Origin of the sequence: Solibacillus sp. FSL K6-1781 (genome assembly GCF_038630735.1) — a bacterium.
Classification (GTDB): Bacteria; Bacillota; Bacilli; order Bacillales_A; family Planococcaceae; genus Solibacillus; species Solibacillus silvestris.
In genome coordinates this window covers 3920631-3944640 of the sequence record NZ_CP152038.1, presented here as the reverse complement: position 1 = coordinate 3944640, position 24010 = coordinate 3920631, and the positions used below count along the sequence as shown (strand labels likewise).

25 protein-coding genes are annotated in these 24010 nt (G+C 37.7%); 16 read left to right on the top strand and 9 right to left on the bottom strand.

Features of this window, described 5'->3' with window-relative positions; all coding sequences use genetic code 11:
• Positions 1 to 2: 2 nt before the first annotated feature.
• Positions 3 to 1235: a glutathionylspermidine synthase family protein gene (locus MHH37_RS19970; RefSeq protein WP_342574395.1), complete on the top strand. Its 1233-nt coding sequence runs from the start codon at positions 3 to 5 to the stop codon at positions 1233 to 1235.
• Positions 1236 to 1459: 224 nt separating this feature from the next.
• On the opposite strand, the gene MHH37_RS19965 is transcribed toward MHH37_RS19970, so the two are convergent.
• Positions 1460 to 2227 (bottom strand): sulfite exporter TauE/SafE family protein, encoded by a 768-nt coding sequence (locus tag MHH37_RS19965; protein ID WP_014822455.1) that lies wholly within the window; start codon positions 2225 to 2227, stop codon positions 1460 to 1462.
• Positions 2228 to 2325: 98 nt separating this feature from the next.
• On the opposite strand from MHH37_RS19965, the gene MHH37_RS19960 reads away from it, so the two are divergent.
• Both MHH37_RS19960 and psiE read left to right on the top strand, forming a co-directional pair.
• Positions 2326 to 3213 carry a LysR family transcriptional regulator gene (locus MHH37_RS19960; RefSeq protein ID WP_342574392.1) on the top strand — a complete coding sequence of 296 codons (888 nt, stop codon included), beginning with the start codon at positions 2326 to 2328 and terminating at the stop codon, positions 3211 to 3213.
• A gap of 121 nt (positions 3214 to 3334) precedes the next feature.
• Positions 3335 to 3763: a phosphate-starvation-inducible protein PsiE gene (gene psiE / locus MHH37_RS19955; protein ID WP_008405939.1), complete on the top strand. Its 429-nt coding sequence runs from the start codon at positions 3335 to 3337 to the stop codon at positions 3761 to 3763.
• Between the two features lie 74 nt (positions 3764 to 3837).
• Here psiE and MHH37_RS19950 read toward each other — a convergent pair whose 3' ends face one another.
• Positions 3838 to 4782: an S-layer homology domain-containing protein gene (locus MHH37_RS19950; protein ID WP_342574390.1), complete on the bottom strand. Its 945-nt coding sequence runs from the start codon at positions 4780 to 4782 to the stop codon at positions 3838 to 3840.
• A gap of 420 nt (positions 4783 to 5202) precedes the next feature.
• Positions 5203 to 6153 (bottom strand): DMT family transporter, encoded by a 951-nt coding sequence (locus tag MHH37_RS19945; protein WP_342574389.1) that lies wholly within the window; start codon positions 6151 to 6153, stop codon positions 5203 to 5205.
• 150 nt (positions 6154 to 6303) lie between these two features.
• On the opposite strand from MHH37_RS19945, the gene MHH37_RS19940 reads away from it, so the two are divergent.
• The 8 genes from MHH37_RS19940 (at position 6304) to MHH37_RS19905 (ending at position 16417) form a co-directional block, all read left to right on the top strand.
• Complete coding sequence (locus tag MHH37_RS19940) at positions 6304 to 7164, top strand: LysR family transcriptional regulator (RefSeq protein WP_342574388.1); 861 nt, start codon at positions 6304 to 6306, stop codon at positions 7162 to 7164.
• A gap of 60 nt (positions 7165 to 7224) precedes the next feature.
• A complete protein-coding gene (locus tag MHH37_RS19935) occupies positions 7225 to 9564 on the top strand; it encodes a helix-turn-helix domain-containing protein (protein ID WP_342574386.1) in 2340 nt (779 codons plus the stop codon).
• 334 nt (positions 9565 to 9898) lie between these two features.
• Complete coding sequence (locus tag MHH37_RS19930; RefSeq protein WP_342574385.1) at positions 9899 to 11278, top strand: MFS transporter; 1380 nt, start codon at positions 9899 to 9901, stop codon at positions 11276 to 11278.
• A 74-nt stretch (positions 11279 to 11352) separates the two neighbouring features.
• Positions 11353 to 12540 (top strand): amidohydrolase, encoded by a 1188-nt coding sequence (locus tag MHH37_RS19925; RefSeq protein ID WP_008405933.1) that lies wholly within the window; start codon positions 11353 to 11355, stop codon positions 12538 to 12540.
• A gap of 130 nt (positions 12541 to 12670) precedes the next feature.
• Entirely contained in the window at positions 12671 to 13852 is a 1182-nt protein-coding gene (locus MHH37_RS19920; RefSeq protein ID WP_342574381.1) for an amidohydrolase, read from the top strand.
• A 75-nt stretch (positions 13853 to 13927) separates the two neighbouring features.
• Positions 13928 to 14218 carry a DUF5316 domain-containing protein gene (locus tag MHH37_RS19915; protein ID WP_342574379.1) on the top strand — a complete coding sequence of 97 codons (291 nt, stop codon included), beginning with the start codon at positions 13928 to 13930 and terminating at the stop codon, positions 14216 to 14218.
• 107 nt (positions 14219 to 14325) lie between these two features.
• Positions 14326 to 15456: an S-layer homology domain-containing protein gene (locus MHH37_RS19910; RefSeq protein ID WP_342574378.1), complete on the top strand. Its 1131-nt coding sequence runs from the start codon at positions 14326 to 14328 to the stop codon at positions 15454 to 15456.
• 136 nt (positions 15457 to 15592) lie between these two features.
• On the top strand, positions 15593 to 16417 hold the full coding sequence (locus tag MHH37_RS19905) for a methyl-accepting chemotaxis protein (protein WP_342574377.1): 825 nt from the start codon (positions 15593 to 15595) through the stop codon (positions 16415 to 16417).
• A gap of 42 nt (positions 16418 to 16459) precedes the next feature.
• Here MHH37_RS19905 and MHH37_RS19900 read toward each other — a convergent pair whose 3' ends face one another.
• Positions 16460 to 16918 (bottom strand): DUF2975 domain-containing protein, encoded by a 459-nt coding sequence (locus tag MHH37_RS19900; RefSeq protein ID WP_340799424.1) that lies wholly within the window; start codon positions 16916 to 16918, stop codon positions 16460 to 16462.
• 131 nt (positions 16919 to 17049) lie between these two features.
• Between MHH37_RS19900 and MHH37_RS19895 the strand changes: the two genes are divergently transcribed.
• The 5 genes from MHH37_RS19895 (at position 17050) to MHH37_RS19875 (ending at position 20456) form a co-directional block, all read left to right on the top strand.
• Entirely contained in the window at positions 17050 to 17469 is a 420-nt protein-coding gene (locus tag MHH37_RS19895; protein ID WP_342574375.1) for an ABC transporter permease, read from the top strand.
• A gap of 38 nt (positions 17470 to 17507) precedes the next feature.
• A complete protein-coding gene (locus tag MHH37_RS19890) occupies positions 17508 to 17957 on the top strand; it encodes a GNAT family N-acetyltransferase (protein WP_342574373.1) in 450 nt (149 codons plus the stop codon).
• 18 nt (positions 17958 to 17975) lie between these two features.
• Positions 17976 to 18524 carry a GNAT family N-acetyltransferase gene (locus MHH37_RS19885; RefSeq protein ID WP_342574372.1) on the top strand — a complete coding sequence of 183 codons (549 nt, stop codon included), beginning with the start codon at positions 17976 to 17978 and terminating at the stop codon, positions 18522 to 18524.
• Positions 18525 to 18919: 395 nt separating this feature from the next.
• On the top strand, positions 18920 to 19351 hold the full coding sequence (locus MHH37_RS19880; RefSeq protein ID WP_342574370.1) for an NUDIX hydrolase: 432 nt from the start codon (positions 18920 to 18922) through the stop codon (positions 19349 to 19351).
• Positions 19352 to 19397: 46 nt separating this feature from the next.
• On the top strand, positions 19398 to 20456 hold the full coding sequence (locus MHH37_RS19875) for a sorbosone dehydrogenase family protein (RefSeq protein ID WP_342574369.1): 1059 nt from the start codon (positions 19398 to 19400) through the stop codon (positions 20454 to 20456).
• 60 nt (positions 20457 to 20516) lie between these two features.
• Here the strand turns inward: MHH37_RS19875 and MHH37_RS19870 are convergent, their stop codons facing one another.
• The 5 genes from MHH37_RS19870 to MHH37_RS19850 form a co-directional block, all read right to left on the bottom strand.
• Complete coding sequence (locus MHH37_RS19870) at positions 20517 to 20720, bottom strand: helix-turn-helix transcriptional regulator (protein ID WP_008405912.1); 204 nt, start codon at positions 20718 to 20720, stop codon at positions 20517 to 20519.
• The gene (locus MHH37_RS19865) at positions 20717 to 21244 is read right to left on the bottom strand and encodes a DUF6773 family protein (protein WP_014822472.1); all 528 of its coding nucleotides are present in this window, start codon (positions 21242 to 21244) and stop codon (positions 20717 to 20719) included. Before MHH37_RS19865 ends, MHH37_RS19870 begins: the two co-directional genes overlap by 4 nt.
• A 159-nt stretch (positions 21245 to 21403) precedes the next feature.
• The gene (lepB, locus tag MHH37_RS19860; RefSeq protein ID WP_342574368.1) at positions 21404 to 21964 is read right to left on the bottom strand and encodes a signal peptidase I; all 561 of its coding nucleotides are present in this window, start codon (positions 21962 to 21964) and stop codon (positions 21404 to 21406) included.
• A 47-nt stretch (positions 21965 to 22011) separates the two neighbouring features.
• Positions 22012 to 23184: an amidohydrolase gene (locus tag MHH37_RS19855; protein WP_342574367.1), complete on the bottom strand. Its 1173-nt coding sequence runs from the start codon at positions 23182 to 23184 to the stop codon at positions 22012 to 22014.
• Between the two features lie 19 nt (positions 23185 to 23203).
• Positions 23204 to 23746, bottom strand: a complete 543-nt coding sequence (locus MHH37_RS19850) for a GNAT family protein (RefSeq protein ID WP_342574366.1) — start codon at positions 23744 to 23746, stop codon at positions 23204 to 23206.
• Between the last annotated feature and the right edge of the window lie 264 nt (positions 23747 to 24010).

Here is a 24010-nt window from a genome sequence, read left to right as displayed (position 1 = left end):
CCATGACGAACAGCGAGCGCAGGAAATTTTATGCAAGTATTGACCGGTTTTGGGCCGATTTATATAACGAGGAATATGCTCTCTATGACGTTTATGAAGTAACAGAAGAAGAAGTAGAAAAAATTCGCATAGCTACTGAATGTGCAGGGAAAATCTTTTTTAAAACAGCCCATTTATTACGCAATCTTCCGGATGAAGCCCTGATTGAAATGGGCTATCCGGAAGAAACGATTCCTATTCTGCGCCTGAAAACACTGGAAGCGGAAAGTGTTATTGCGCGTTTTGATTTTATTGCTCATAGTGGCGGCTATAAATGTATTGAAATGAATGCTGATACACCTACGTTCATCAAGGAGTTATTTGTTGTAAACGGCCAAATCTGCAAAGCATTCGGCATGGAAAATCCGAATAATGAAATGGAAGAGATGTTAAAAAGCATGGTGAGGAAAAGTGTTGCCCAAAGCATATTTTCCCCTGATGCACATATCGTTTTTACCGCACACGATGATAATATAGAAGATTATTATACTACGCTTTACATAATGCAATTTGTGCCCGGAGCAAAGTTTACTCCTTTACACCAATTGCAAATACAAAAGGGTGTCGGGTTGTTCGATGAGGATGGAAAGCGGATCGACTTGCTGTATCGTCCAACATTTCCGATAGAAAATTTAATTCAGGACGAAGATGATGCGCAGAATCGAATAGGATTGTGGCTAATGGAACTGGTAGAGCAGAATTTGCTGACAATCCTTAACCCACCCTCGGCATTTTTACTGCAAAACAAAGCAGTACAAGCCATCATCTGGGGCTTGCACGAAGAACGAAATGCATTTTTTACGACGGAAGAGCAGGAATGGATTGCCGAATATTTTTTGCCGACCTATTTGGAAGATAGCCTGTTTATCGAAAAAGGAATCCGCTATGTAAAGAAACCCGTATTTGGCCGGGAGGGAGATACGGTAGAAATATTTGATGAAGACGGACAGCTGATAAAAGAAGATATCCAAAAATCGTATCATCAATATCCGAAAGTGTACCAGCAATTTATCGAGCAGCCGAAAACAACTTTCCGAAGCGAAAAGGGAAGACAAACAGGTGAATTGCTGGTCGGCAGTTTTTTAATAAGTGGAAAGCCGGCAGCAATAGGGTTGCGTGTTGGCGGGATGATCACAAACAATTTATCGTATTATTTACCGATTGGAATGAAAGTTAAGGGGTGTCACATAACTTGAGCAATCATTCTATTACTAATTTATCGTTTATAATTTGCGCGGTTATTTTATTAAATAATGTAATGGTCTTTGTATTAAATATCGAAATATCCAAGGTAACATTTAATCTGTCGATACTTTTAATGGTTATTTTATTTTTGAATGGTGTAGTGCATAAGAAAAGGGCCAGTAAATAAAACTGGCTGGGACAGATGCATTTTAAGTTTGTCCCAGCCGCCACAATATTAGAAAAGTAAATCCGATATTACTTGGATAATTAACAGGAAAAATATAATAGGCAGCAAAATCTCAACCCATTTCCCTTTTAAATAAGGAATGATTTTTAGACCGATATGGGAGCCAACAATCGATCCGACAGCTACAGGAACAGCAACACCCCAATTAACGATGCCATAGAACAGGTAAAATAAAAAAGCAGTTGTGCAGCTTGCAAACATTAAAAAACGAGTCATTTCTGCAGCCATTACATAGCTGACTTGTTTCTTCAGAAAATATGTAATGTTTAGCAGTGCAGAACCTGTTCCAAGCCCACCATCATAAATACTAATAAAAAAAGGTGCAATTAAATTAGTTTTCTTTTCGATGTCGGGCTGCTCATTAATAACTTCTTTTTTTTTACTTTTAATAAGAAAAAAGAACATTACGATTAAAACAATACATGCAACAATATTCATCGTATGTTCCGCCAATCTTGTTGCTAAAAATGCCCCGCTTATACCGCCAATTGCTGCAATCAGCATAAATGGAATCATTTTTTTCAGTTGTACTCTTTTTTTCAACGTCAGAACAATAACCGTCGAAAATGAAGATATGCCTGTTGCAAATTTATTAATTGCGACAGTCGCATGAATCGGAATGCCGACTAACAATAAGGAAGGAAGCAATACAAATCCTGCAGCCCCAAACATGACCCCTACAATGGAAGCAAGTATGCCGATTGCGAATAAAATGAGCCCATCTATGGATAGCCACTCTATAAATAAGTTCTCCAAACAAATCCCCCCTACTCACAAAATACTGCTATACTACTCATAAAACAAATATATATATTTTGTATATTCATAAATTTAAGTTATGAGTGGGTGAGGAAATGAATTTACATACGCTACGAATTTTCACAAACTTTGCAAAACTGGGCAGTATTACTGAAGCAGCGAAACTCCTGCATATCAGTCAGCCGGCTGTAACTATACAAATACGCAAACTTGAACGAGAAATCGGAGTGAAACTTATAGAAGGAAAGGGAAGAGGTATTCAGCTTACTTATGAAGGTGAATTTCTTTATGAGCAGGGCTTGCGGTTATTTCATTTGGAAGAACAGATTGATGATAAATTTAAATCCTTTTTGGAAAAGAAAGAGAATATAAAAATCGCTTCGTCTTATATTTCAACCAATTATATTTTGCCGCCAATCATTGCGGGATATAAATCAAAAAATCCAAATATCGATATGTATGTATCGCTTGGAAATGTACAGTCTGTGGAGCGTCATGTTCTTGATTATAAAGTTGATTTTGGTTTTGTTGTGCAAAGCAATATTGGCCATGAAGATTTGTCCTTTGAGAAAATACTGGATATTCCGTTTTGGTTTGTTGTCCATCCAGCACATCCATTAGCAAATAAAAAAGTATCGATTTTTGAGCTAAGTGAGCATGATTTTATTTTTAGGGAGCGAGGCAGTTCAACACTGGATTTAATGGAGGCTATTTTTTATACGCATAATTGCCCGTTACCGAGATTTGGCTTACAAATAGAAGGTGTACTGGAATCGATTAAAGTTGTGGAAGCCGGTTATGGAATGGCAATCGCACCAGCATGCAGTGTTGAGGAAAAACTATTGCAAGGCAGCATTGCACGCGTCTTTGTCGATCAAGTGGAAATCAGCCAGAGCTTGTTTTGCTGTACAAGAAAAGTGGATAAGGTGAAGCATCCGTTTATTCAATATTTGAAAATGAATCTGGGCAATTTAGAAATTTAAAAGGTTCTTTTTAAGAATAAAAACAAGTAAAAAAATTTTTTGAAATAGTAATCGCTTACAAAATTGACATACCCCTAATGATGGAATAATCTGAAAATATAACGTCTGGGGGTGTGTATAAATGAAGTTTTTATCCAAACCTAAGCCATTTAAAGAAATTATTCCGAAAGTGCTTCAAGTGATCTTGAATATTGGTTTAACAGTATTGGCGTTAACTCTTTGTGTCATGCTCATCATCGAAATGGTCGAGCTTTTAAAGTTTATATTTAACGGGCAAAAGCATGAATACAAGTACTTACTGGCAAAAATTCTAGTATTCTTCCTGTATTTCGAGTTTATCACGATGATTGTGAAATATTTTAAAGAAGACTATCATTTCCCGCTTCGTTATTTTATGTATATCGGAATTACGGCCATGCTCCGACTCATTATTGTCGAACATGATTCCGCAATGGATACACTCATTTTTGCAGGGGTAATCCTGATTTTAATTATTAGTTACTATATTATTAATATTACACCAAGAGAGCGGCCTATCAGAAAAACATAAACTTCAAGTTATTAAAAAAAGGCTAATCAAATAGATTAGCCGTCCAGCTGATACCGGTTATAAATAATTTCCTGTTAATTGATTTTCTCAACGTTCAACTGCCACTTTCCGTTCGCATCTTTTGAAACAGCCATTTTCACGTTAATATCTTCGAACAAAATGACTCCTTCTTTATAGATCATTATTGCAATAGTCACAGCATTTAAATACCGTACATCTCTGTAGGAAGCCAAATATTTAACAGTGGTATTATTTGTTAGTGTTTTGATTTTTTCCATTGAAGTTTCTTTAGAAATACCTAGTTGTTCAAAGTCATTGAGCAGGTTGTTCTGGTTAAAGAAATACAGTTCGCCATTTGCAGCTTTCACAAGCATATTTGCAAATTGAGAACGTTTAATCGGTGTACTTGGTTTGAAATTTCCGTCGTCGTAACCACTTAAAATTCCGGTTGTTTGAAGTGTCGCGATTTCCTGTCCCCAAGGATACGTGAAGTTTTTTCCATCGAATATGTCAGATCGGGAAGCGCCACTTTCTTTGTAGCTTTGCAATTGAATTAATGGAATTTCATATGCTTTTATAATTACACCGGCAAATTGTCCACGCGTTAAAGGTTGGTTAATACCGAATGCCCTCGCAGAGGAAGAAGTATCATTCACATAATACCCGCGCATAATCCCGTTCCAGTCCAGCTTATTAATGTAAGGATAAAATTGATCTGTCTTTGGCACATCAATAAAGTTCGCACCACTATACCATTCCGTATACTCAATCTCTTTTAAGCGGTCATCCAATACTTTTGCAAGTATACTTGCCACTTGGCCACGCGTAATATTTTCATATGGTCTAAATTGAGGCAATGTCCGGCTAATTGCTTTTTGGTCTAATAAATACTGAACAGAGGGATAAAAGTTGTCCGATTCTTTGACGTCTTTGTAATGAACAGTCGCAGCATTGACGTTCGTTCCGATCGCAAACATCAAGCCTAGTGCAATACTAATGGAGGCAATCGTTTTTCTCATTTTTTCAACTCCTTTAAATAAATTTATAGTATTTCAACCTAAAAGATAACATTTTAAGTTAAATATTACAATTTACTATAAAGTAGGGAATAAGAAATAGGGGCTGGGACAGAAGTAGAAATTTCATAAGCTAAGGAGAAAAACCTTATTAAGAAACGGATATTTTATAAAATTGATTGGAATGGAGGGCGAGTGTAGCTGACGGCTAGCGCCTTTCGCTACAAGCAAAGCTTCCTGCGGGAATAGCGTGACGCCTGAGACTACAGGCTCAGGCCACGCCCGCGGAAAGCGTCCCGAAATGGAAATCAATTTTTACGCTCAGCAAAAAAATGCCATTTTTCTCTTAAGAGAAAAATGGCATTTTTGGGTTATGTCCCACCCTCTATTTTTACTTTTTGATCAGTTAAGATACTCTTCACTTCATGCAGTTTGCACTAAATGATTGGCCTTTTTCTTGTCCAGCATTCTTACATATATATTATTTGATAAAAGCGCAATGATAATCAACACTGTTCCGACAATATCAAACACCGTTACCGCATTCCCCTGAATAATAGAAATGAATAGTGTTGTGACAGGAACGAAATTGATGAACAGTAATGCATTTAAAGGTGACAAGTAGTTGACGCCAATGTTCCAGCCCAATAATGCAATGACACCCGGGAAAATAATCATAAACAGTAAGTGTGGACCTACTGCAACTACATCGTTTACAGCTGGCACAGATAAAGTGCCGAACATTGTCGCACCTAAAGTAACGGATAATGCGGTTACGGTTCCAAGTAAACAGCTCAATGTAGAATAGCGCAAAGCAGACCAATGACTGAACTCATTGGCGCCCATTGTATAGATCACCCATCCGACGACAGCGATAAAGATGAAAAGGGAAGGGATAAACTGACCTGTCGTGCCTAAAAATGCCTGAAGATCGCCTTTTGTTATAACTAATACCGCACCGATAAATGATAATAATACACATAGTAATGTAAACAGCGATGGACGGTGTTTAAAAATCATCCATGAGATGACAATCGAAATCATCGGCATCAGTGATTCCATAATAGAGGCCGTCATAACACCGGATTGTCCGAGTAAATCCTCGCCCCAGAAAATAAGCAAATTATAAACTGTAAAGGCCATCGTACCGAAAAACCAAAGCTGCAGGCCTTTTCCTTCCATACGGAAAGCTCTCTTTCCTTCCTTCCATAACAGCAGTGCAATTAAAATAATCGTCACTGCACCATATCTAAAAATGGTGAAGTAGAATGGATCTATATGTTTAAATGCACCATGGGCTACCGGAAACATTGCCCCCCATGATACTGCAGCTATAAAACATAGAATAGAACCGATTAGAACATTATTTTTCAACCTTTATTAACCTCATTTCACTAAATAGTCACGATTACTATCTTACAATTGTATAACTATCTCGTAAAATGAATAAAAGTTATCATTAATATCAGTATTTGAGATACCATGTTAAAGTAATAGGAACAGGAAAAGGAGACTGGATGCATCGTGGAATTTAAAGACTTGGAAATTTTCCAACTTGTTGCCGAGAAGGGAACAGTTACGGAAGTAGCGAAAGAATTAAATTATGTCCAATCGAATATTACATCAAGAATACAAAAACTTGAAGTAGAATTGAACACGCCATTATTTAACCGACATAGACGAGGGATGACTTTGACACCTGAAGGAAAAAATTTGTTATCTTATAGTAAGAAAATATTGCTATTAACGGAGGAAATGAAAAGAGCCGTTCTTAATAAAAATGAACCAATCGGAAAGCTTGAAATAGGTACGGTCGAGACGGTCTACCATTTACCGAATATATTAACTTCCTATATGAAAAGTTATCAAAGTGTCGATTTGTCATTAATAACAGGGGTAACAGAGAAATTGGAGCAAAAAGTACTGGATTATAAATTGGATGGAGCGTTTATAACCGCATCGAATATTCATCCGGATCTTGAGTCATATGAAGTATTTGATGAAGAGCTTGTATTAATTTCAAACTCACCTCATCTGAAGTTGGGAGAATTAGAAGGCATCCCGTTCCTATGTTTCAGAAAAGGCTGCGGATACCGGGCACGTCTGGAAACATGGTACCAGAATCAAAATATCAGTCCTCAAAAAGTGATGGAGTTTGGTACACTGGAAACGATTATACGCAGTGTTTCAATGGGACTAGGGGTTTCATTTGTCCCCAAGTCAGCTGTTGCACATCTGGAGCAGAGCGGGACTATTTATTGTCACTCATTGCCAAGTGAGTATAGTAAAGTAAAGACGGTCTTTATTAGGAGAGCGGATTCCTATTTGACGGCAACGATTGAAAAGTTTATTGAAACAATTCAACATAATAGACAAATCGTATAAAAGGAACAAAACTTCCCACATTAGGAAAACTAACTTAAAGAAAAATAGTGAGGTGAACAGATGAGTAACCAGCTATCTGAATTTCAAATTTCCTTAAAGGAGATTCATTATTTATCACCAAAAGTAAATCAGGGGCTTGAGTTAATATTTGTTGTTGAAGGGCAGATTACTGTTGAGACAGATAGCCATTTTTATGAATTAAATGAACTTGATTTATTGGTTATTAATCGGAACGAACTCTTTCAGATAAAGGGAAATCCTGATAATTATGTGCTCAGTCTAACAATTTCGGATACATTTATCGACCGATTTTATAAAAATTACCGTGATAATCGCTTTGAATGCTACTCAAAGGAAGTGCATATGGGGCGCGAAAAAATGCTTAATAATCTTCGTAAGTGGCTTATTAAGTTAATTATTTCCTATTACCGTCAAGATGAAAGCCACCAAATTGAGTTTCAAAAACATTTATGTGATATCTTGCTTACGCTCATACGCGGCTTTAAGAAAAAAGGGAGCTCCTCAGAAAAATTGGATACAAATGATCAGCGGCTTATGCAAATTATCGATTACTTGGAAAGAAATTATGATCAGCCGATTACGTTGGAGGAAATGGCCCGAAAATCCTATTTGTCGACAGCTTATTTATCCCGTTATTTTAAACAAAAGATGAATATGGGGTTCAGTCGTTATTTAATGACAATCCGTCTGAAGCATAGTGTAAAAGATTTGCTCTATACGAATGATACGGTATCACAAATCTCGATGAATAATGGATTTCCCAACACGAAATCATTTACGACCCTTTTTAAAGAAAACTATGGGATGACACCGCATGTCTATCGGGAGAAACATCCTGTAGAGAAGAAGGATTCATTTAAAGAGTACCCGCTGGAAGATGCGGAACAGCCAGTACATTCACCTGAAATTTTAGGCAAGTTAGGGGTTATTTTAAATACACTTGATCAATCGTATAAAAATACACAATCGAAATTTGAAGAATTGTCATTGGATATAACAGCGCCTGGCAATATTCCTATTTCAAGGCCCAAACATATGGTTATTGTGCATGAGTTGAAGGAATTACAAAAGGAAAATATCCGTGCACAAATTTTAATGGCGAAAAGAGAAATCGGGGTAGATTTTGTAGGAATCAGTAATTTACTAAAGGGAGAAGCGATTTCAGCTGAGATTGAAACAGATGAAATCATCCCGACAAGTTCACAATATTTTAAAACCGATATTGCCCTGGAGTTTTTAAAGCAGCAAAACTTGGCACTTTTCGTAAGAATTGATTATCAGGAATTAACGATGGATGAAGAAAATTATCTCAGAAAGCTGGAGCATTTTTTGAAGCATTGTCTGCAATTATATGGTGGTTCCTATTTAAGCGCCTGGCATTTTCTCTTTTATGAACCATACAATACTATCGTGGCAGCAGATGAGCTAAAACGGGTTTATTTTAGGTTATACCATTTGATAAAAGGCATTGTACCGGATATTCAAGTCGGTATGTTTTTACCTTTTTCCTTTGAAAAGGAGAAGACAAGTGAAGCGCATATATGGCTGTTAAAAGAGGCGGAGTTTGTAGATTTTATAGGGTATCATTCGAATCAAAATGATGTTGTAGATTTTAAAGAGTTGAACGATGATCGCTTTTTCCTGACAAAAGATTATTTAAAAGAAAAAACAGAAAAAATAAAAGAGTATTTAAAGAAGAATGGAATTAAAAAGCCACTTCATGTCATTTCATGGAATACTCTTTCCGGAAATACACGCCTGACAAACGGCCGCTTTTTCCGCGCAGCATTAGTATTGGAAAATATGCTGGACATATCAGATGAGGTGGAATCAGTAGGTTTTTGGATTAATACGGTTGTACATGAAAGTGAGAGTGACGGCCAACGTATCCGGATTGAAGGGCTAGAACTTTTCCATTATTTTGATGGAAAAAGACCGGCATATTTTGCGTTAATGTTTGCAAAAAAGCTGAACGGTAAGATTGTTGCCCAAGGACCTGATTACATGATGACAAAAAATGAACGTGGGTATCAGTTAGTGCTCATGAACAGTAAAACCGTGAATCCTTATTATTTAATTGAGGAAACGTTTTTGCAAATGTTCAATAAGGACTTATTTGTGAAAATTAAAGGAATGGAGCCTGGCGAATATCAAGTGCGAAAATATACGTTTGACCGTGAGCATGGCGCACTTTATACAAATTGGATTGATTTGAATAGCCGCTATGGATTGGATATGGAAGTCATTGATTATATTAACAGGTCAAGCTATCCTCAACTTGAAATTTTTGATGAAAAAATTATGAGTGATTGGTCTTTTTATTCATACTTAACGGTGAATGCCATTCATTTTTTTGATATAAGAAAAGCTGTTTTATAAAAAGATTGTTGCGAACGATACGTAGCAGTCTTTTTTTATTTAAGTAAAAAATTGACGGTATATTTTTGTTGCTCCAATTGTTTCCGTAAAAAATATACAGACTCGTATACATGTTATACGCAAATAATAACTTTTTGACATATAGATTTCTGTATAAACTAAAGACATGAAGTATTGATCAGGCTTTAACGGCTAAAAAATATTCTCGAGAAAATAAATCACTATTGTTAATTGTTAAAGCGTGGTTGCAATATTTCTTTTAATACTGAGGAGTATGATTGAAAGAGATTTGAAGACATTATAATTACGCGGGAAATTTTATAGGAGGATTATTATGAACACTTACAAAGGTACGAATAAAATGATCATCGGAATTGTATTCGGTGTTATTACATTCTGGTTATTTGCTCAAGCAATGGTAAACGTTGTACCAGCTGTTCAAGAGGATTTAGGCATTTCGCTTGGTACGATTAATATAGCGATTAGTTTATCGGCATTATTCTCAGGAATGTTCATCGTAGCGGCCGGTGGTCTTGCTGACAAAATAGGTCGTAAAAAAATAGCGGTCATCGGTTATTGGCTAAGTATTCTTGGTTCACTCTGTTTAGTATTGGCGCAAGGTGCTGTTTTATTAATAATCGGCCGAATTATTATCGGTCTATCAGCAGCATTCATTATGCCGTCTACAATTGCTTTAATCAAAGCTTATTTTGAAGGCGCGGACCGTCAAAGAGCATTAAGCTACTGGTCAATTGGTTCATGGGGAGGTTCCGGTGTTGCATCATTTGCAGGTGGTGCCATTGCGACTTCATTAGGATGGAGATGGATTTTCATCTTCTCGATTGTATTCGCTCTAATTGGTCTGTTTTTATTAAAAGACACACCTGAAAGTAAACAGGAGTCTTCAGGAGAATTCCGTTTTGACTACGTCGGTCTAGGCATTTTTATTGTCACAATGGTTGCATTAAATATTTTAATTACGTATGGTGCAGACTTTGGTTGGACAAGCGGCATTTCCTTAATTTTAATGGCAGTAACAGTAATTGGATTAATTACATTCATTCGAGTAGAGATGAAAAAAGAAGTTGTACTAATTGACTTTGCGGTATTTAAAAACAAAGCCTATACAGGTGCAACGGTATCGAACTTTTTACTTAATGCAATAGCGGGTACATTAGTAGTAGCCAATACGTATGTGCAGGTAGGACGTGGATTTAATGCTTTCCAATCAGGCTTACTTTCCCTTGGCTATTTAGTGACGGTACTGGCAATGATCCGTGTAGGGGAGAAAATACTTCAGCGTGTTGGTGCTAAAAAACCGATGATTTGGGGTGGAATAATTACTACGGTCGGTGTTGCATTAATGGGATTAACATTCTTGCCGGATGTAGCGTATACAATCGCGGTATTCGTAGGATTTGCTTTATTCGGTCTTGGCTTAGGTATTTATGCAACACCGTCAACAGATACATCTGTATCCAATGCACCTTCTGACAAAGTTGGGGAAGCGGCAGGTGTATATAAAATGGCAAGTTCTTTAGGTAGTGCGTTCGGTGTAGCCATTTCCATGACAGCATACGGCGCGGCATCTGCAAACGGCAACCTGGAAATGGCCGCAACAACAGGGATCATCATTAACGTCATATTCGGTGTCCTTTCCATCTTATCAGTTTTATTCCTAGTTCCAAAAAACGCTGGGAAATCAGTCGATTAATTTAAATGATGTAAACGCCTTGTCAAAGGCGTTTACATCATTTTCTTCAAAATTTAAGTTCAGGAGTGGTAACCATGAAACAAAAACTAATGGAGATGCTGGAACTTCGTAAAGATGAAATGATTCAAATCCGGAGACATTTACACCAGCATCCTGAAATATCGTTTCAAGAAGAAAAAACTGCACAGTACATTCTCGACTTTTATAAAGGAAAAGATGTAGAAGTTCATTCAAATGTCGGAAATGGCTACGGAATTATTGTAACGATTAAAGGCGGCAAGCCAGGCAAAAATATCGGGCTTCGCGCAGACTTCGATGCATTGCCGATTACCGAAGAAGCCGATGTTCCATTCAAATCTGTTAATGAAGGAGTAATGCACGCATGCGGCCATGACGGACATACCGCATATTTACTTGTATTGGCCGATTGTTTGATCGAATTGAAAGATGAGATACCAGGGACAATTAAAATTATTCACCAGCATGCAGAAGAAGTTCCGCCAGGTGGTGCGAAAAGTATTGTAGAGTCAGGGCTTCTCGATGATTTAGATAATGTTTTCGGGATTCACTTGCTGCCAATGGGCCCCGCAGGATTTGTCGGTTATAATTCAGGTTTTGCCTTCAATGGGCGTGCCTACTTAAAACTGAAAATTCAAGGACGCGGCGGACATGGCTCCTCACCACATTTGGCAAACGATGCGATTGTTGCCGGTGCACACTTTGTCACTGCTGTGCAAACAATTATTAGCCGCCGTTTAAGCCCCTTTGATATCGGTGTTATTACAATTGGTTCCTTTGACGGTAAAGGGACATTTAATGTGATTAAAGATAGTGTAGAACTTGAGGGCGATATTCGCTATATGACGATAGAAACGAAGGAAAAAATTGAAGTGGAAGTAAAAAGATTAGTAAGAGGTTTGGAAGAAGAATTCGGTGTCACTTGTGAGTTGACGTATGAAAACGACTATCCGCCATTATACAATGACCCTGAATTAACAGCGAAAGTAGCAGGATATTTAGTAGGGGCGAATGATCCGATTATTACAGAGGTGAAGGAAGTGCCGCCAATGTCGCCATCTGAAGACTTTGCCTATTATGCAGAGAAGTTCCCGTCTTGCTTCTTCTATATTGGTTGTTCACCAAAAGGAGTAGAAAAACCTTATTACAATCATCATCCAAAATTCGATATTGACGAAGATGCGCTTCTGGTCGCGGCTAAAGCGGTCGGACATGTCGTATGCGGCTATTATGAAGAAAATTAATAATAAAAAGGAGTTTCGGATTCATACCGAAGCTCTTTTTTTTGGACAAATCCCTCTACCGAACATCTCATGTAACAAATGTATATACTAATTTGATGCATAAGAACGAGTGAGAAAAGGATGTGTTCAAGTGCTTAACGAGTGGCATGCAGAAGTGGAGGAAGTGTACGATCAAATGGTTGCTTGGAGAAGGCATTTGCATGAGAACCCTGAACTGCCATTTCAAGAGGTACAAACGGCCAGAATGGTAGGGGATATTTTAGCAGGTTATGGAATTAAAGTGCAACGGAATATTGGCGGGTATGGCGTTGTCGGAATTTTAAAAGGGGGAAAAACAGGGCCGACGATTGCATTAAGAGCTGACATGGATGCTTTACCCATTCAACAGAAAAATGACGTGCCCTATAAATCCCAGGTCCCGAATGTTATGCATGCATGCGGTCACGACGCACATACAGCAACATTGCTTGGGGTAGCAAAAATACTAAGTAAATATGAAGATCAACTCCATGGGACGGTTAAATTTATATTTCAACCAGCGGAAGAGCAATTTCCGGGGGGAGCGATTCAAATGTTAGAAGAGGGTGTGCTCGAAGGGGTAGATGCAATCTTTGGAAATCATGTCCTATCTTCCGTCCCATTAGGAAACTTTACGGTACCAAAAGGGAGTGCTACCGCTTCCAGTGACTATGTAAAAATTAGAATAATCGGTAAAGGCGGACATTCTTCCGCTCCTCACACTTCAGTCAATCCAATTGTGATTGGCGCACAAATTATAACTCAAATCCATTTGTTAATGAGTCAAAAACTTGATCCGGTACAACCGGTAGTGGCAGCAATTACTGTGTTCAACTCCGGGGGTACAATAAATGTGATTCCCGAAGAAGCTGCAATTGAGGGGACAGTTCGTACATTTAACCAGGAACAACAGGAAAATGTCCAAACACTTTTAACACATATTCTTAATAATGTCACAGTAACTTATGGTGCTACTTATGAGATGGAATATACAAGAGGATATCCGCAATTAGTCAATACCGAGAAAGAAACAAAAGTTGTAAGAGATTTGCTTGATAATATTAACCATTTAAATGTCGTTGAGATGCCTCCCATTATGGCAAGTGAAGATTTTGCGTATTATTTGCAACAAGCTCCCGGAGTATATTTTTATACTGGTTCAGCTACAGATGCCCCCACTACACAATTTCCTCATCACCATCCAAAATTTAATATCGATGAACAGGCAATGAAAAACTCGGCGAAAGGATTTTTAAGTATTGTACATTATTACTTAGTTCCAGACGATGCCTGACAAAATTCTCATTATATCGATTTATTTTGAAACCATTTCCAAAAGAATGCGGTATATAGGGAAAGGGGGAATAATATGAAATTTTTTCTAATCGGTACAGGGGTGTCTTTAATCGGAATCTTGCTTTCTATTATTATTTGGGATGTTCATATGATTTCCACTATTACGAGCGGGATTGGTTTTATCTTTTTTATTGTGGCATGCATTTTTTCCGGGGCATTCGTCAATGGTGACCGAATGCGGGCAAACACAGCAATGGAAACAAAAGAAAGCTGGATTCAAAGAAATGAGATTGCATGGTGTTCTTTTAATATGGCAATTCCCAACTTTGCCGTTGCATTTATCTTTTACTACTATTTAGGCTAGTAATTTGTCTCTCAAAAACATTGCCAAAATATACTTGTATTCATATAAGTTCTGTTTAAGTAATATGTTAAGGTATTATAGAATTTAGAGAAGTGGGGTTAACTAGATTGAAGGTACTTCAATTAGCAATTTTATTAGTTTTTACAGTTTTTTTTATTACTGTAACGCCAGCGTCGGCAGCAGAAAAAACGATCGATCAGTATTACATGGATGATGTAAGTTATGAACATGGCGCATACGAGCAGTTGGAACGTTTCTTATATGCAAATATTATCGACGGATATGAAGAGCCAACAGTATATGAAGAAGACGGAGAAGTATACGAATTTACGTCTATTCTTTTAAAGCCGGAAAACAGTATTACACGTGCACAGTTTACAAAAATTTTAGTGAATGCAATGAATTTAACGAGTGGCGATATTAAAAAAGAATTCTCCGATGTTAAATCTTCGGCATGGTATTATGACTTTGTTCAGATTGCCAGCAGTAAAGGCATTATTACCGGTAAAGAAGACGGTACATTTAAACCGAACGATAAAATTACACGTGCTCAAATGGCAGCGATGATTTATCGTGCATTTAATGAGACAGTTGATTTTTCAAAAACAGGAAAAATATTTAACGATGTTAATCCGAATAGCTATTCTTATGAAGCAATTGTGAAAACAGCAGGTGCCGGTATTGTTAATGGCTATGGAGAAACGTTCAAACCGAATGATTTTGCAAAGCGTTCTCATGCAGTACTGATGATTGACCGTGCTTTACATTTAGAAAGTGGAGAAGCAGAAGACGAAGCTTCAATCATTGCAACAGTGAATCGTTATATTGATGAAGAGTTTGAGTTTTCATCAGATACGGAAAACGTAGAGGATATGGATGCGCTCTATCGTGAAACAACAACAGGCTACTATTTAGCTTATTCACTTGATAGCCAATTGCTATTGGAAGACGCAGATTTCTCAACCGGTTCTAGTTCATCTCAAAAAATAGGCGAGTATTCAAGTAAGTTGATTTCATTGAATAAACGTTTTGCCGCAGTAAAAATTGATGATTTGAAAGTTCATATTAAGATGAATGACCCTGAAATCAACTTCAATTTGGAAATGACATTAGATTTATCCGGAACAGCTTACTTAAAGAAAACAGAAGACGGCCTGTGGAAAATCTATAATCTAGTCTATGATGAAGAAGACTATGATAATATGCTGACTGCAGCTGCAGCAATGGAAGAACAATAGTAATTTCCCCTTCTTTTATAGAGAAGGGGATTTTTTTATGAGAACATATAGCAGAGTTTATTCATGAACATTTCGAAAGATTACGATATTAAGGTATTATTATCTATTATATAATACATTCAAAGGGGAGATGGGCATGCATACAAAATTACAAGCCGTAGTAGATACGATGGAGCTATATCAGGCAACTTTTCCGGAAGATGCTTGTATCATTGTAGCAAGCAATGAAGAGGTAGTGGGATACTTACCAGGCAAGTTTATTGATTTAAAAATTAATGTAGGGTTGAAAATGGTAGATTTCCGCGGCACCGTTACAGAGCGTGCATTGACGACAAAGTGTTTTTTAAGAGAAGAAAAGGGTCCGGAAAGATTTGGATTTGCTTATATTTCATCAGCACAGCCAATTTTTGATGGAGCAGACATAATAGGTGTAGTAAGTGCCACTATTTCAAACAAGAAGATGGATTCTATGCGTCAATTAGCGACAGAATTATCGAGTGCGGTAGAGGAAATGACTGCAACGAACGAAGAGTTAACGGCGGCGAGTATGGATGTATCAAACCGCTTGGATGGCCTTGTCACATCAACAGAAATGATGACGGCCGATATTGGGGAAATAAACCAAATGGTCGAACTTGTAAAAGGAATTGCATCAAAATCACAAATTTTAGGATTAAATGCATCGATTGAAGCTGCTCGTTCTGGCGAGCATGGAAGAGGATTTGCCGTCGTAGCGAAGGAAATTCAAAAAATGGCGCAGAATAGCAAAGATAGCGCAGAAAAAATTGCTGCGCAGCTTAATAAAATCCGTACTTCCATCGAGGAAGTTAATGGATCGACAAGTCAAATCGCAGCATTTACAGAACAGTTTGCCACAAGTATGCATGAACTGAACGATGCCTATGGAAATGTTAACAGCACCGCAGAAAAGCTATTGGATATTAGTGAAATAAAATCATAGAAATCGAACAACCACTCCGAAAGATTAACGGAGTGGTTGTTTTTAATTCACGTTCAATCGACTTTTTATAAGTACATATTTTAAAAATGCAGCACCTGTAGCAACAAGAATCGTAATTAAAATGATAACAATACCAATCACCGCCACTAACGGAGGCAGTGCATTTGTATAATCGAGCAGGAAGAAGCCCGAAATATATAAAACAAGAATGATATAGGCGCAATATTTTATATAGTTTAATCCTTGTTCAAGAAGACTGGAAAAAACTGATTCCCGCTCAATAATTGTAATCATCTTCAATGTTTCATATAGCGCATAGAAAAATGGAATTGCGGTCGCATACATACCTAATAAAATCGGATATTGCAGGTAAGCCACTTCAGGATTTAAATGCGCAGTTTCCTGGGCTACATTCGGTAAAACAAATACACATAATAACAATACAAGTACACCAGTTAATATAATCACCGTTCTTAAAAAGATTGAGTTTAATTTTTGCACGTTAATCCTCCTTTGTTCAGATATATGAAAAATAGACGTTAGAAAATTCGGAAAGTTTCATGGTACAAATAACGACTTACTACCCCTAAATATTCCATTAATTGTTACAATAAATAAAAGAGGTGAATGGAATGTTTGGTACGGAGGATTATAAAAATATAGAAAAGTATAGAAAACATTTCTTAATTTTTAATCTCATGACGATCCTGTTTTTTACGGGAATATCTTTTACTAAGGTTATTCCAAATTTAAAGGGGTTTGATTTAGTTTCTACATTTATAGTTTTCCTTATTTATATTGTTGTTGCGAATGTCTTTGTGGGGATTTTTGTTCGCAAAACGCAAATGGTTTTTTTCATTTCGCTACTATTCAGTGCTCTTGGAATGGGCTGGCGTTTATGGCTTGAATGGGGAGAATTCAGTTTAGTTGAACTTACAAACATTGTTGTGATGATAGGTTATCCAAGTATTACAGCACTTATAATCACACTTCTTTATGCTGTTTCAGAAAAGTTCAAGACGAAAAAGATTGTCATTGTTGACAGGAAGTAGAGATATATTCTCAATAACAATTAGGAAGGTGGATATGAATGGAATTACGATTGGCTACTACAGATGATATGGAAATTTTAATAGATTTACGTAAGCGATTATTAGTGGAGGAGGGGCAAACTGTGTCTTCCGATATCGACGAAGAATTAAGAAACTTTTTTGAGAAGCAATTGAACTCAGGTCAATTTGTTCAATGGATTATTGAGGAGGATAAAAATGTGCTCGCTACAGGAGGCATTCAGTTTATTTCCTTTCCACCTAGTTATTCCAATTTGACAGGCATTCGCGGATATATTTTAAATATGTACACAACACCGGAAAGCAGAGGCCGGGGGCTTGCTAAACAGTTGGTCGAACGTATATTTAAAGAAGCTCAAGGAAGAAATGTTCATCACATATTTTTAATTTCTTCACCGATGGGAAAACCGTTATACAAAAAGATCGGTTTTAAGGAAAATGATATTTACATGGAATATTTTATTAATTGATTTTTAGGGGATGAGGAAATGATTTTAGAAACGGAAAGACTCATATTAAAGCCGTATGAAGTTGAATTTGCAGACGCTATTTATGAAGTAGTAAAACATAGGGAGATTGCGGATACAATGGTCATGATTCCGCATCCGTATCCACGTGAAATTGTCGATCGTTGGATTTCGTATTTACAAAAAAGTTTTGAGCAAGGAACGGCCTATGAATTTGCAGTGTTTTTAAAAGAGAGCGGTCGCTATATCGGAAATTGCGGGCTCGTTGCGGTTTCAAAAAACCACCGCAATGCAGAAGTGGGCTATTTTATCGATGTGTCGGAGTGGGGTAATGGCTATGCAACAGAAGCATGCAAAAAAATAATTGATTACGGATTCCAGGAACAGCAGTTAAATAGAATTTACAGCCGCTGCATGGTTAGAAATATCGCTTCAAGAAAAGTGATGGAGAAGTCCAGAATGGTATGGGAAGGCCGCCACAGACAGGAATTTTTAAAAGAGAATGTTTATGAAGATATGGATTATTTAGCTATTTTAGCTGAAGAATATTTTAAGGGGAAACTTATTTAGTTTCATATCATGAATTGAGGTGGGAGTTACAAATGAAGGATATGAAAGTTGATATACTTGTTGCTTTCAACTAACTTTTGCATTTTTGGCAACGTTAATTTGTATTTATAGTTTGGTTACAGATCGCTTCCACCTGCAGCCGCTTATGTTTATCTTTATGAGTGCGATGTTTGGGATAATAGGATTTAGAGAATACAGACGGACTCAAAATAAACAGTCAGGAATTCTCTTTTGGGTTGTATCAGTAATTATATTTGGCGTTGCGTTTGTATCGTTGTTTGTTAATTAAAAAATGCAGGATTAAAGAAAGATTCTCGTAATGGCAGGGTTTTAAATTTCCTCTATAGAACCTTTTAAAATATGCGATATAGATACTTTTAAAAGGACTGATGAGATTGGAACAAATTCAGCAAGTAATAAATACAACCCCGAAACATATTGTGTCTGCAGCAACGATTGTACTGAACAGTAAAAATGAGATTCTGCTTATTAAAGGACCAAAAAGAGGTTGGGAGATGCCGGGTGGTCAAGTAGAAGAAGGCGAGTCTTTGACAGCTGCTGCGATTAGGGAAACAAAAGAAGAATCGGGAATCGATGTGGAAATACTCAAATTCTGCGGTATCTTTCAAAATGTAGAGAAATCTATTTGCAATACGCTGTTCTTGGCGAAGCCAATCGGGGGAATACCGACAACTTCACCGGAAAGCTTGGAAGTAGGGTACTTCCCAATTAAAGAAGCCTTGGAAATGGTGACATTCGGAAACTTCAGTCAAAGAGTAGAATATTGTTTGGATGCAACGAAGCACCCATTTTTTATAGACTTTTAGTGTAGGAAATGACGAAACAATATGTATCGCAAAGGGAGGTTTTTCTTTGAAGAAATCATTTGTTGGAGTAGGAATTACGTTGTTATGTTTAACAGGATGTTCCACAAATGAAATACAACCCTCTACCGTCGCAAATAACTCTCAAAGTATAGAACAATACAAAACAATCGCTACCAATCTTGAAGCACCATGGGCTATTAATAAACTTGGAGACACTTTTTATATAACGGAGCGAACAGGGCATATTGTAAAAGTAGAGCAAGGGGAAATGACAAGGCAGGCTGTAAAACTTGAAAAAACACTTTCCACTGCATCTGTGGCAGGGCTGCTTGGCTTTGTACTGGCGCCGGATTTTGTACAGTCAAATGAAGCCTACGCTTATTATACGTATGAAACAGCGAGTGAGCAGTATAATCGAATTGTAGTGCTTCAACAGGAGAATGATAGCTGGCGGGAGAAGCGGTTACTTCTTGATCAAATACCTAGTGGTAAATATCATCACGGCGGACGCGTAAAGATCGGTCCGGATCAAAAGCTTTATGTGACAGCAGGTGATGCATCGAATCCGCAAACTGCACAGGACCTGACTACACTTAGCGGGAAAATATTGCGCATGAATTTGGACGGAAGCATTCCAGACGATAATCCTTTTCCGCATTTATACGTGTATAGCTACGGACACCGAAACCCGCAAGGCATCACCTGGTCAACTGATGGAACAATGTATGCAAGTGAGCATGGGCAAAGCGCAAATGATGAAATTAATAAAATTGAAGCTGGACAAAATTACGGCTGGCCTATAATTGAAGGAGAGGAAGAGCAAGAAGGATTCATATCCCCTTTGTTCACCTCGGGGAGTGAAAGTACATGGGCCCCTTCAGGTATAGCATTCTATGACAACAAACTATATGTTGCGGCACTCCGGGGGACAGCATTGCTCGAATTCGATTTAAAGTCAAAAGAAGTAAAAGAAATCGTCAATAATGTAGGCAGAATCCGCGATGTATGGATTGAAGAGAATACATTGTACTGGATTACGAATAATACGGACGGGCGAGGTACACCAGAAGAAAAGGATGATCAATTGTATAAGCTAGAATTATAGGAAATTAAAAGGAGCGTAAAAGTGAAAAAACTTTTATGCTCCTTTTTATAATGATTGCTTTTATTCGGATTGTTCATCCCAAAATAGTTCATCCAAAGTTCTATTCAATGTTCTACATATTGCGATACATACACTTAATGTCGGATTGTATTTGCCAAGCTCAATGAGTCCGATTGTTTGGCGTGTGACCCCAACCTTTTTTGCGAGCTCATCCTGTGATAGATCATGTTCAATCCGGGCCATCTTTAAGCGGATATTTTTCATTGGTATCGCCCCACATCATCATCTTCTTCAAGCATTTTGCTGTTTACCTTTTGGCTTTTTTTCAAGGCACTTTTATAGGCAGCAAATAAAAGCAGTAAATAAAATGGAACGTAAATAATGAGTGAAACGAAAAATACTAAAAAGAAATATTCAATAGCCTGAGATGAACTGTCTGCATACTGGTACGCACTGTTAATCCCCATGAAAAGTGCGATAACCAGCCCCATGCCAATACCGATGATTAGCTGTTTTGTGCTGTATGAAAATTTGCTGTTGGCATCATGAAGTTCAACTTCATCCGAAAATACTCCAAGTTGTGAGGAACGGAAGCCGTAGTATAAACTGACGCCTATTAAAATGACTATCTCTGTAGTAACTGACTCCATACTTACTCCGAAGCGATAAAATTTAACCCCAATCGACACGAGAACAATCATCATCGTGAGTAAATATATTTCCCGGTAAATTTTATTTTGCATGTTGTACACGCGCTCATCGACCACTTTTTTGTTCCAAAATCCCATCATATTCCCTCCCCAAATTAATATTATTAAGCTTATTATACAATATATAATTCTAAATGCAATTTATATATGTCATTATGTAATTTATTTTATGCTTAATTAAATACAAAAAAGCCGCAATTGCTAATGAAAGCAATCACGGCAAGTCTGTTTTTCGGATTATTTTACCAAACCTAATGAGTCGAGCGGGTAAAATCGGATAGATGCAGAGCCAAGAATATGTTCCTTTGAGACAAGACCAATGCGTGGATCTCGGCTGTCACTACTTTTGCGGCGATTATCGCCCATTACAAAATAATAGTCATTCGGAATTTCTGATACACCTGCCAGATCTTCCAGCGTGAAGTCAGGAGTCAAATCACCTGGATCGTTAAGAGAAGATTTGTATTCATCCAAATAGGGCTCATCGACTTTCTGACCATTTATATAAAGTACATCGTCTTTATATTCGATTTGATCACCTGGAAGGCCGATAATCCGTTTAATAAAATACTCACTTTCTAAACCATCGAATACAATGACATCAAATCGCTCAAAATCATGAAGCGTCTTTCCGATTTTATTGACGATAATCCGGTCTCCGTCTTCATATGTCGGCATCATGGAAGCACCTTTCACATCGATCGGAGTGAAAATAAACGTCCGGATTGCTACAACAAACAAGGTGGTTATGGCGATAACTTTGATCCATTCCAGCAGCTCATTTTTTTCTTTTTTCATCTCTATAACCTCCTTTTAGAACATGATAGCTCAAATTAAAATTAATTTTATTTTACAACCCCATGAAGCTTCAATGCCTCCACAAACACATCGGCAATATTCAGCATGGACTGTTCATCCACATCGAATTTTGGATGGTGATGCGGATAGACAGCTTCAATTTCCTTATTGCCGCCACCTGTGAAGAAAAACGTCCCCGGCTTTTCCTGTAAATAATAGGTGAAGTCTTCTGCTCCCATGCGAGGTGGGGCATTTAGTACTTGCAAATCTGGCAGGTTGATTGAAACAGCTTCTCGAAGCATAGCTGTTTCGGGCGGGTGATTATATACAGCATCATAACCACGTGTATAGTTAAATTCAAGTTTGGCCCCGTACTGAATTTCAATCGCTTTGCATAAGTTGTTTAACTTTTGCTCCACCATATCGCGGATTGCTGGATTGAATGTACGAACAGTCCCCGTTAAATGGGCCTTATCGGGAATGACATTGCCGACTGTGCCACTTTCAATTTTTCCGATTGTAATAACAGCAGATTCAATTGGATCTGTATTTCGGCTGACGATCGGCTGCACTCCAAATACAAACTGTGCCGCTGCAACAATCGGGTCTATTGTTTCATGAGGTGATGCGCCATGTCCGCCTTTACCTTGAATAGTAAGCTCAAAGAAGTCCGCAGCCGCCATTGCGTAGCCTTCACAAAACAGTACAGTACCTAATTCGCTCCATGAAGATACATGTGAACCGTACACATAGTCGACGCCTTCCAGGCAACCTGCTTCTACCATAGCTTTTGCACCGCCTGGTACGACTTCTTCCGCAAATTGATGGATGAATACAATATTGCCGTGAAGCACATCACGGTTGTCAGCAAGTGATTTTGCTAAACCGAGCAGTGCGGCTGTATGGATATCTTGACCACAAGCATGGCTTACTCCATCGACTTTTGATTTGTAAGGTACTTCTTTTTCATCTTGAATCGGAAGTGCATCAAAATCGGCGCGGAACGCAATTGTCGGTCCGTCGTAAGCGCCTTCTAAGCGGCCAACGACGCCATTTCCGCCAACATTTTCTTTTACCTCAATACCAAAAGAACGAAGCTTTTCAGCAATTAGTTTTGGTGTATTAACTTCTTTGAATGAAAGCTCCGGATACATATGCAGATGTCTTCGAATTTCAACCATGTTCTCATAGTTTGCTTGCAGTTTCTCTTTTACGCTCATCTTCTCCACCCCTGAAAAATTAGTCGTTATTCAAAGCTTCCCATTCTTCTCTAAGTAACCCCATGCGAATCGAGTCATAATAATGCCCTTCGTAATAGCGGACTTTACGAATTCTTGCTTCTAGCTGCATTCCGAGCTTTTCGCCAACACGAATCATGCGTTCGTTGCCTGACCATGTCGTAAAACCAACACGCACTAATGGCATTGTATGAAATAAATGGGCAATCCATAATTTTAATGCTCGAGTTCCGATGCCTTTTCCCCATAAATGCCCTTCATGCAGGATAATGCCCATCTCCAGCCACTTTGACGGTTCATGTTCCCAGTAGTAGGAGATAATTCCGCGAACGACTCCCGATACTTCAATGACCCAAAAGCTTTCATCCCCGATCCAATCCTGATTTGTCTGGATAAATTGTTCATAAGGAATCGCTCTATGCGGATAGTACGGTGCATCCCACTTTTTCCACTCGGGCTGTTCATCTTTATATATCAGTTCCCATAAGCGTTCCATATCTTGTTCTGTTATTGGTCGGATAGTTAATTCCTGATCTGTGTACATTGTTTTCCTCTTTTCAAAATAATTTGATGTTCATCTGATTGAAAAGAGTCGAAAGATTACTTTTCAATCACCTTCATAAATATTTTCATTTTCATCAATCCTTTCACTGGAAATTACTATCATTTTATCAGAATATTCCACCGAAAGAAGAGGTTTTTGAACATTTAATAGAGAATCTCCATGAAATATTTCTAGAAATTTATAGTTGGGAAAAAGATAACTATTATTTTTATTTACAAAATGAAATGGAAAAAATAAAAAATT

Excerpts from the sequence above, each read along its gene's own strand:
- MHH37_RS19950 (WP_342574390.1), bottom strand. The coding sequence starts at position 4,782 with ATGAGAAAAACGATTGCCTCCATTAGTATTGCACTAGGCTTGATGTTT.
- MHH37_RS19895 (WP_342574375.1), top strand. The coding sequence starts at position 17,050 with ATGTTTGGTACGGAGGATTATAAAAATATAGAAAAGTATAGAAAACAT.
- lepB (WP_342574368.1), bottom strand. The coding sequence starts at position 21,964 with ATGAAAAAAGAAAAAAATGAGCTGCTGGAATGGATCAAAGTTATCGCC.
- MHH37_RS19890 (WP_342574373.1), top strand. The coding sequence starts at position 17,508 with ATGGAATTACGATTGGCTACTACAGATGATATGGAAATTTTAATAGAT.
- MHH37_RS19935 (WP_342574386.1), top strand. The coding sequence starts at position 7,225 with ATGAGTAACCAGCTATCTGAATTTCAAATTTCCTTAAAGGAGATTCAT.
- psiE (WP_008405939.1), top strand. The coding sequence starts at position 3,335 with ATGAAGTTTTTATCCAAACCTAAGCCATTTAAAGAAATTATTCCGAAA.
- MHH37_RS19885 (WP_342574372.1), top strand. The coding sequence starts at position 17,976 with ATGATTTTAGAAACGGAAAGACTCATATTAAAGCCGTATGAAGTTGAA.
- MHH37_RS19850 (WP_342574366.1), bottom strand. The coding sequence starts at position 23,746 with ATGTACACAGATCAGGAATTAACTATCCGACCAATAACAGAACAAGAT.
- MHH37_RS19925 (WP_008405933.1), top strand. The coding sequence starts at position 11,353 with ATGAAACAAAAACTAATGGAGATGCTGGAACTTCGTAAAGATGAAATG.
- MHH37_RS19930 (WP_342574385.1), top strand. The coding sequence starts at position 9,899 with ATGAACACTTACAAAGGTACGAATAAAATGATCATCGGAATTGTATTC.
- MHH37_RS19915 (WP_342574379.1), top strand. The coding sequence starts at position 13,928 with ATGAAATTTTTTCTAATCGGTACAGGGGTGTCTTTAATCGGAATCTTG.
- MHH37_RS19970 (WP_342574395.1), top strand. The coding sequence starts at position 3 with ATGACGAACAGCGAGCGCAGGAAATTTTATGCAAGTATTGACCGGTTT.
- MHH37_RS19870 (WP_008405912.1), bottom strand. The coding sequence starts at position 20,720 with ATGAAAAATATCCGCTTAAAGATGGCCCGGATTGAACATGATCTATCA.
- MHH37_RS19905 (WP_342574377.1), top strand. The coding sequence starts at position 15,593 with ATGCATACAAAATTACAAGCCGTAGTAGATACGATGGAGCTATATCAG.
- MHH37_RS19960 (WP_342574392.1), top strand. The coding sequence starts at position 2,326 with ATGAATTTACATACGCTACGAATTTTCACAAACTTTGCAAAACTGGGC.
- MHH37_RS19865 (WP_014822472.1), bottom strand. The coding sequence starts at position 21,244 with ATGGGATTTTGGAACAAAAAAGTGGTCGATGAGCGCGTGTACAACATG.
- MHH37_RS19855 (WP_342574367.1), bottom strand. The coding sequence starts at position 23,184 with ATGAGCGTAAAAGAGAAACTGCAAGCAAACTATGAGAACATGGTTGAA.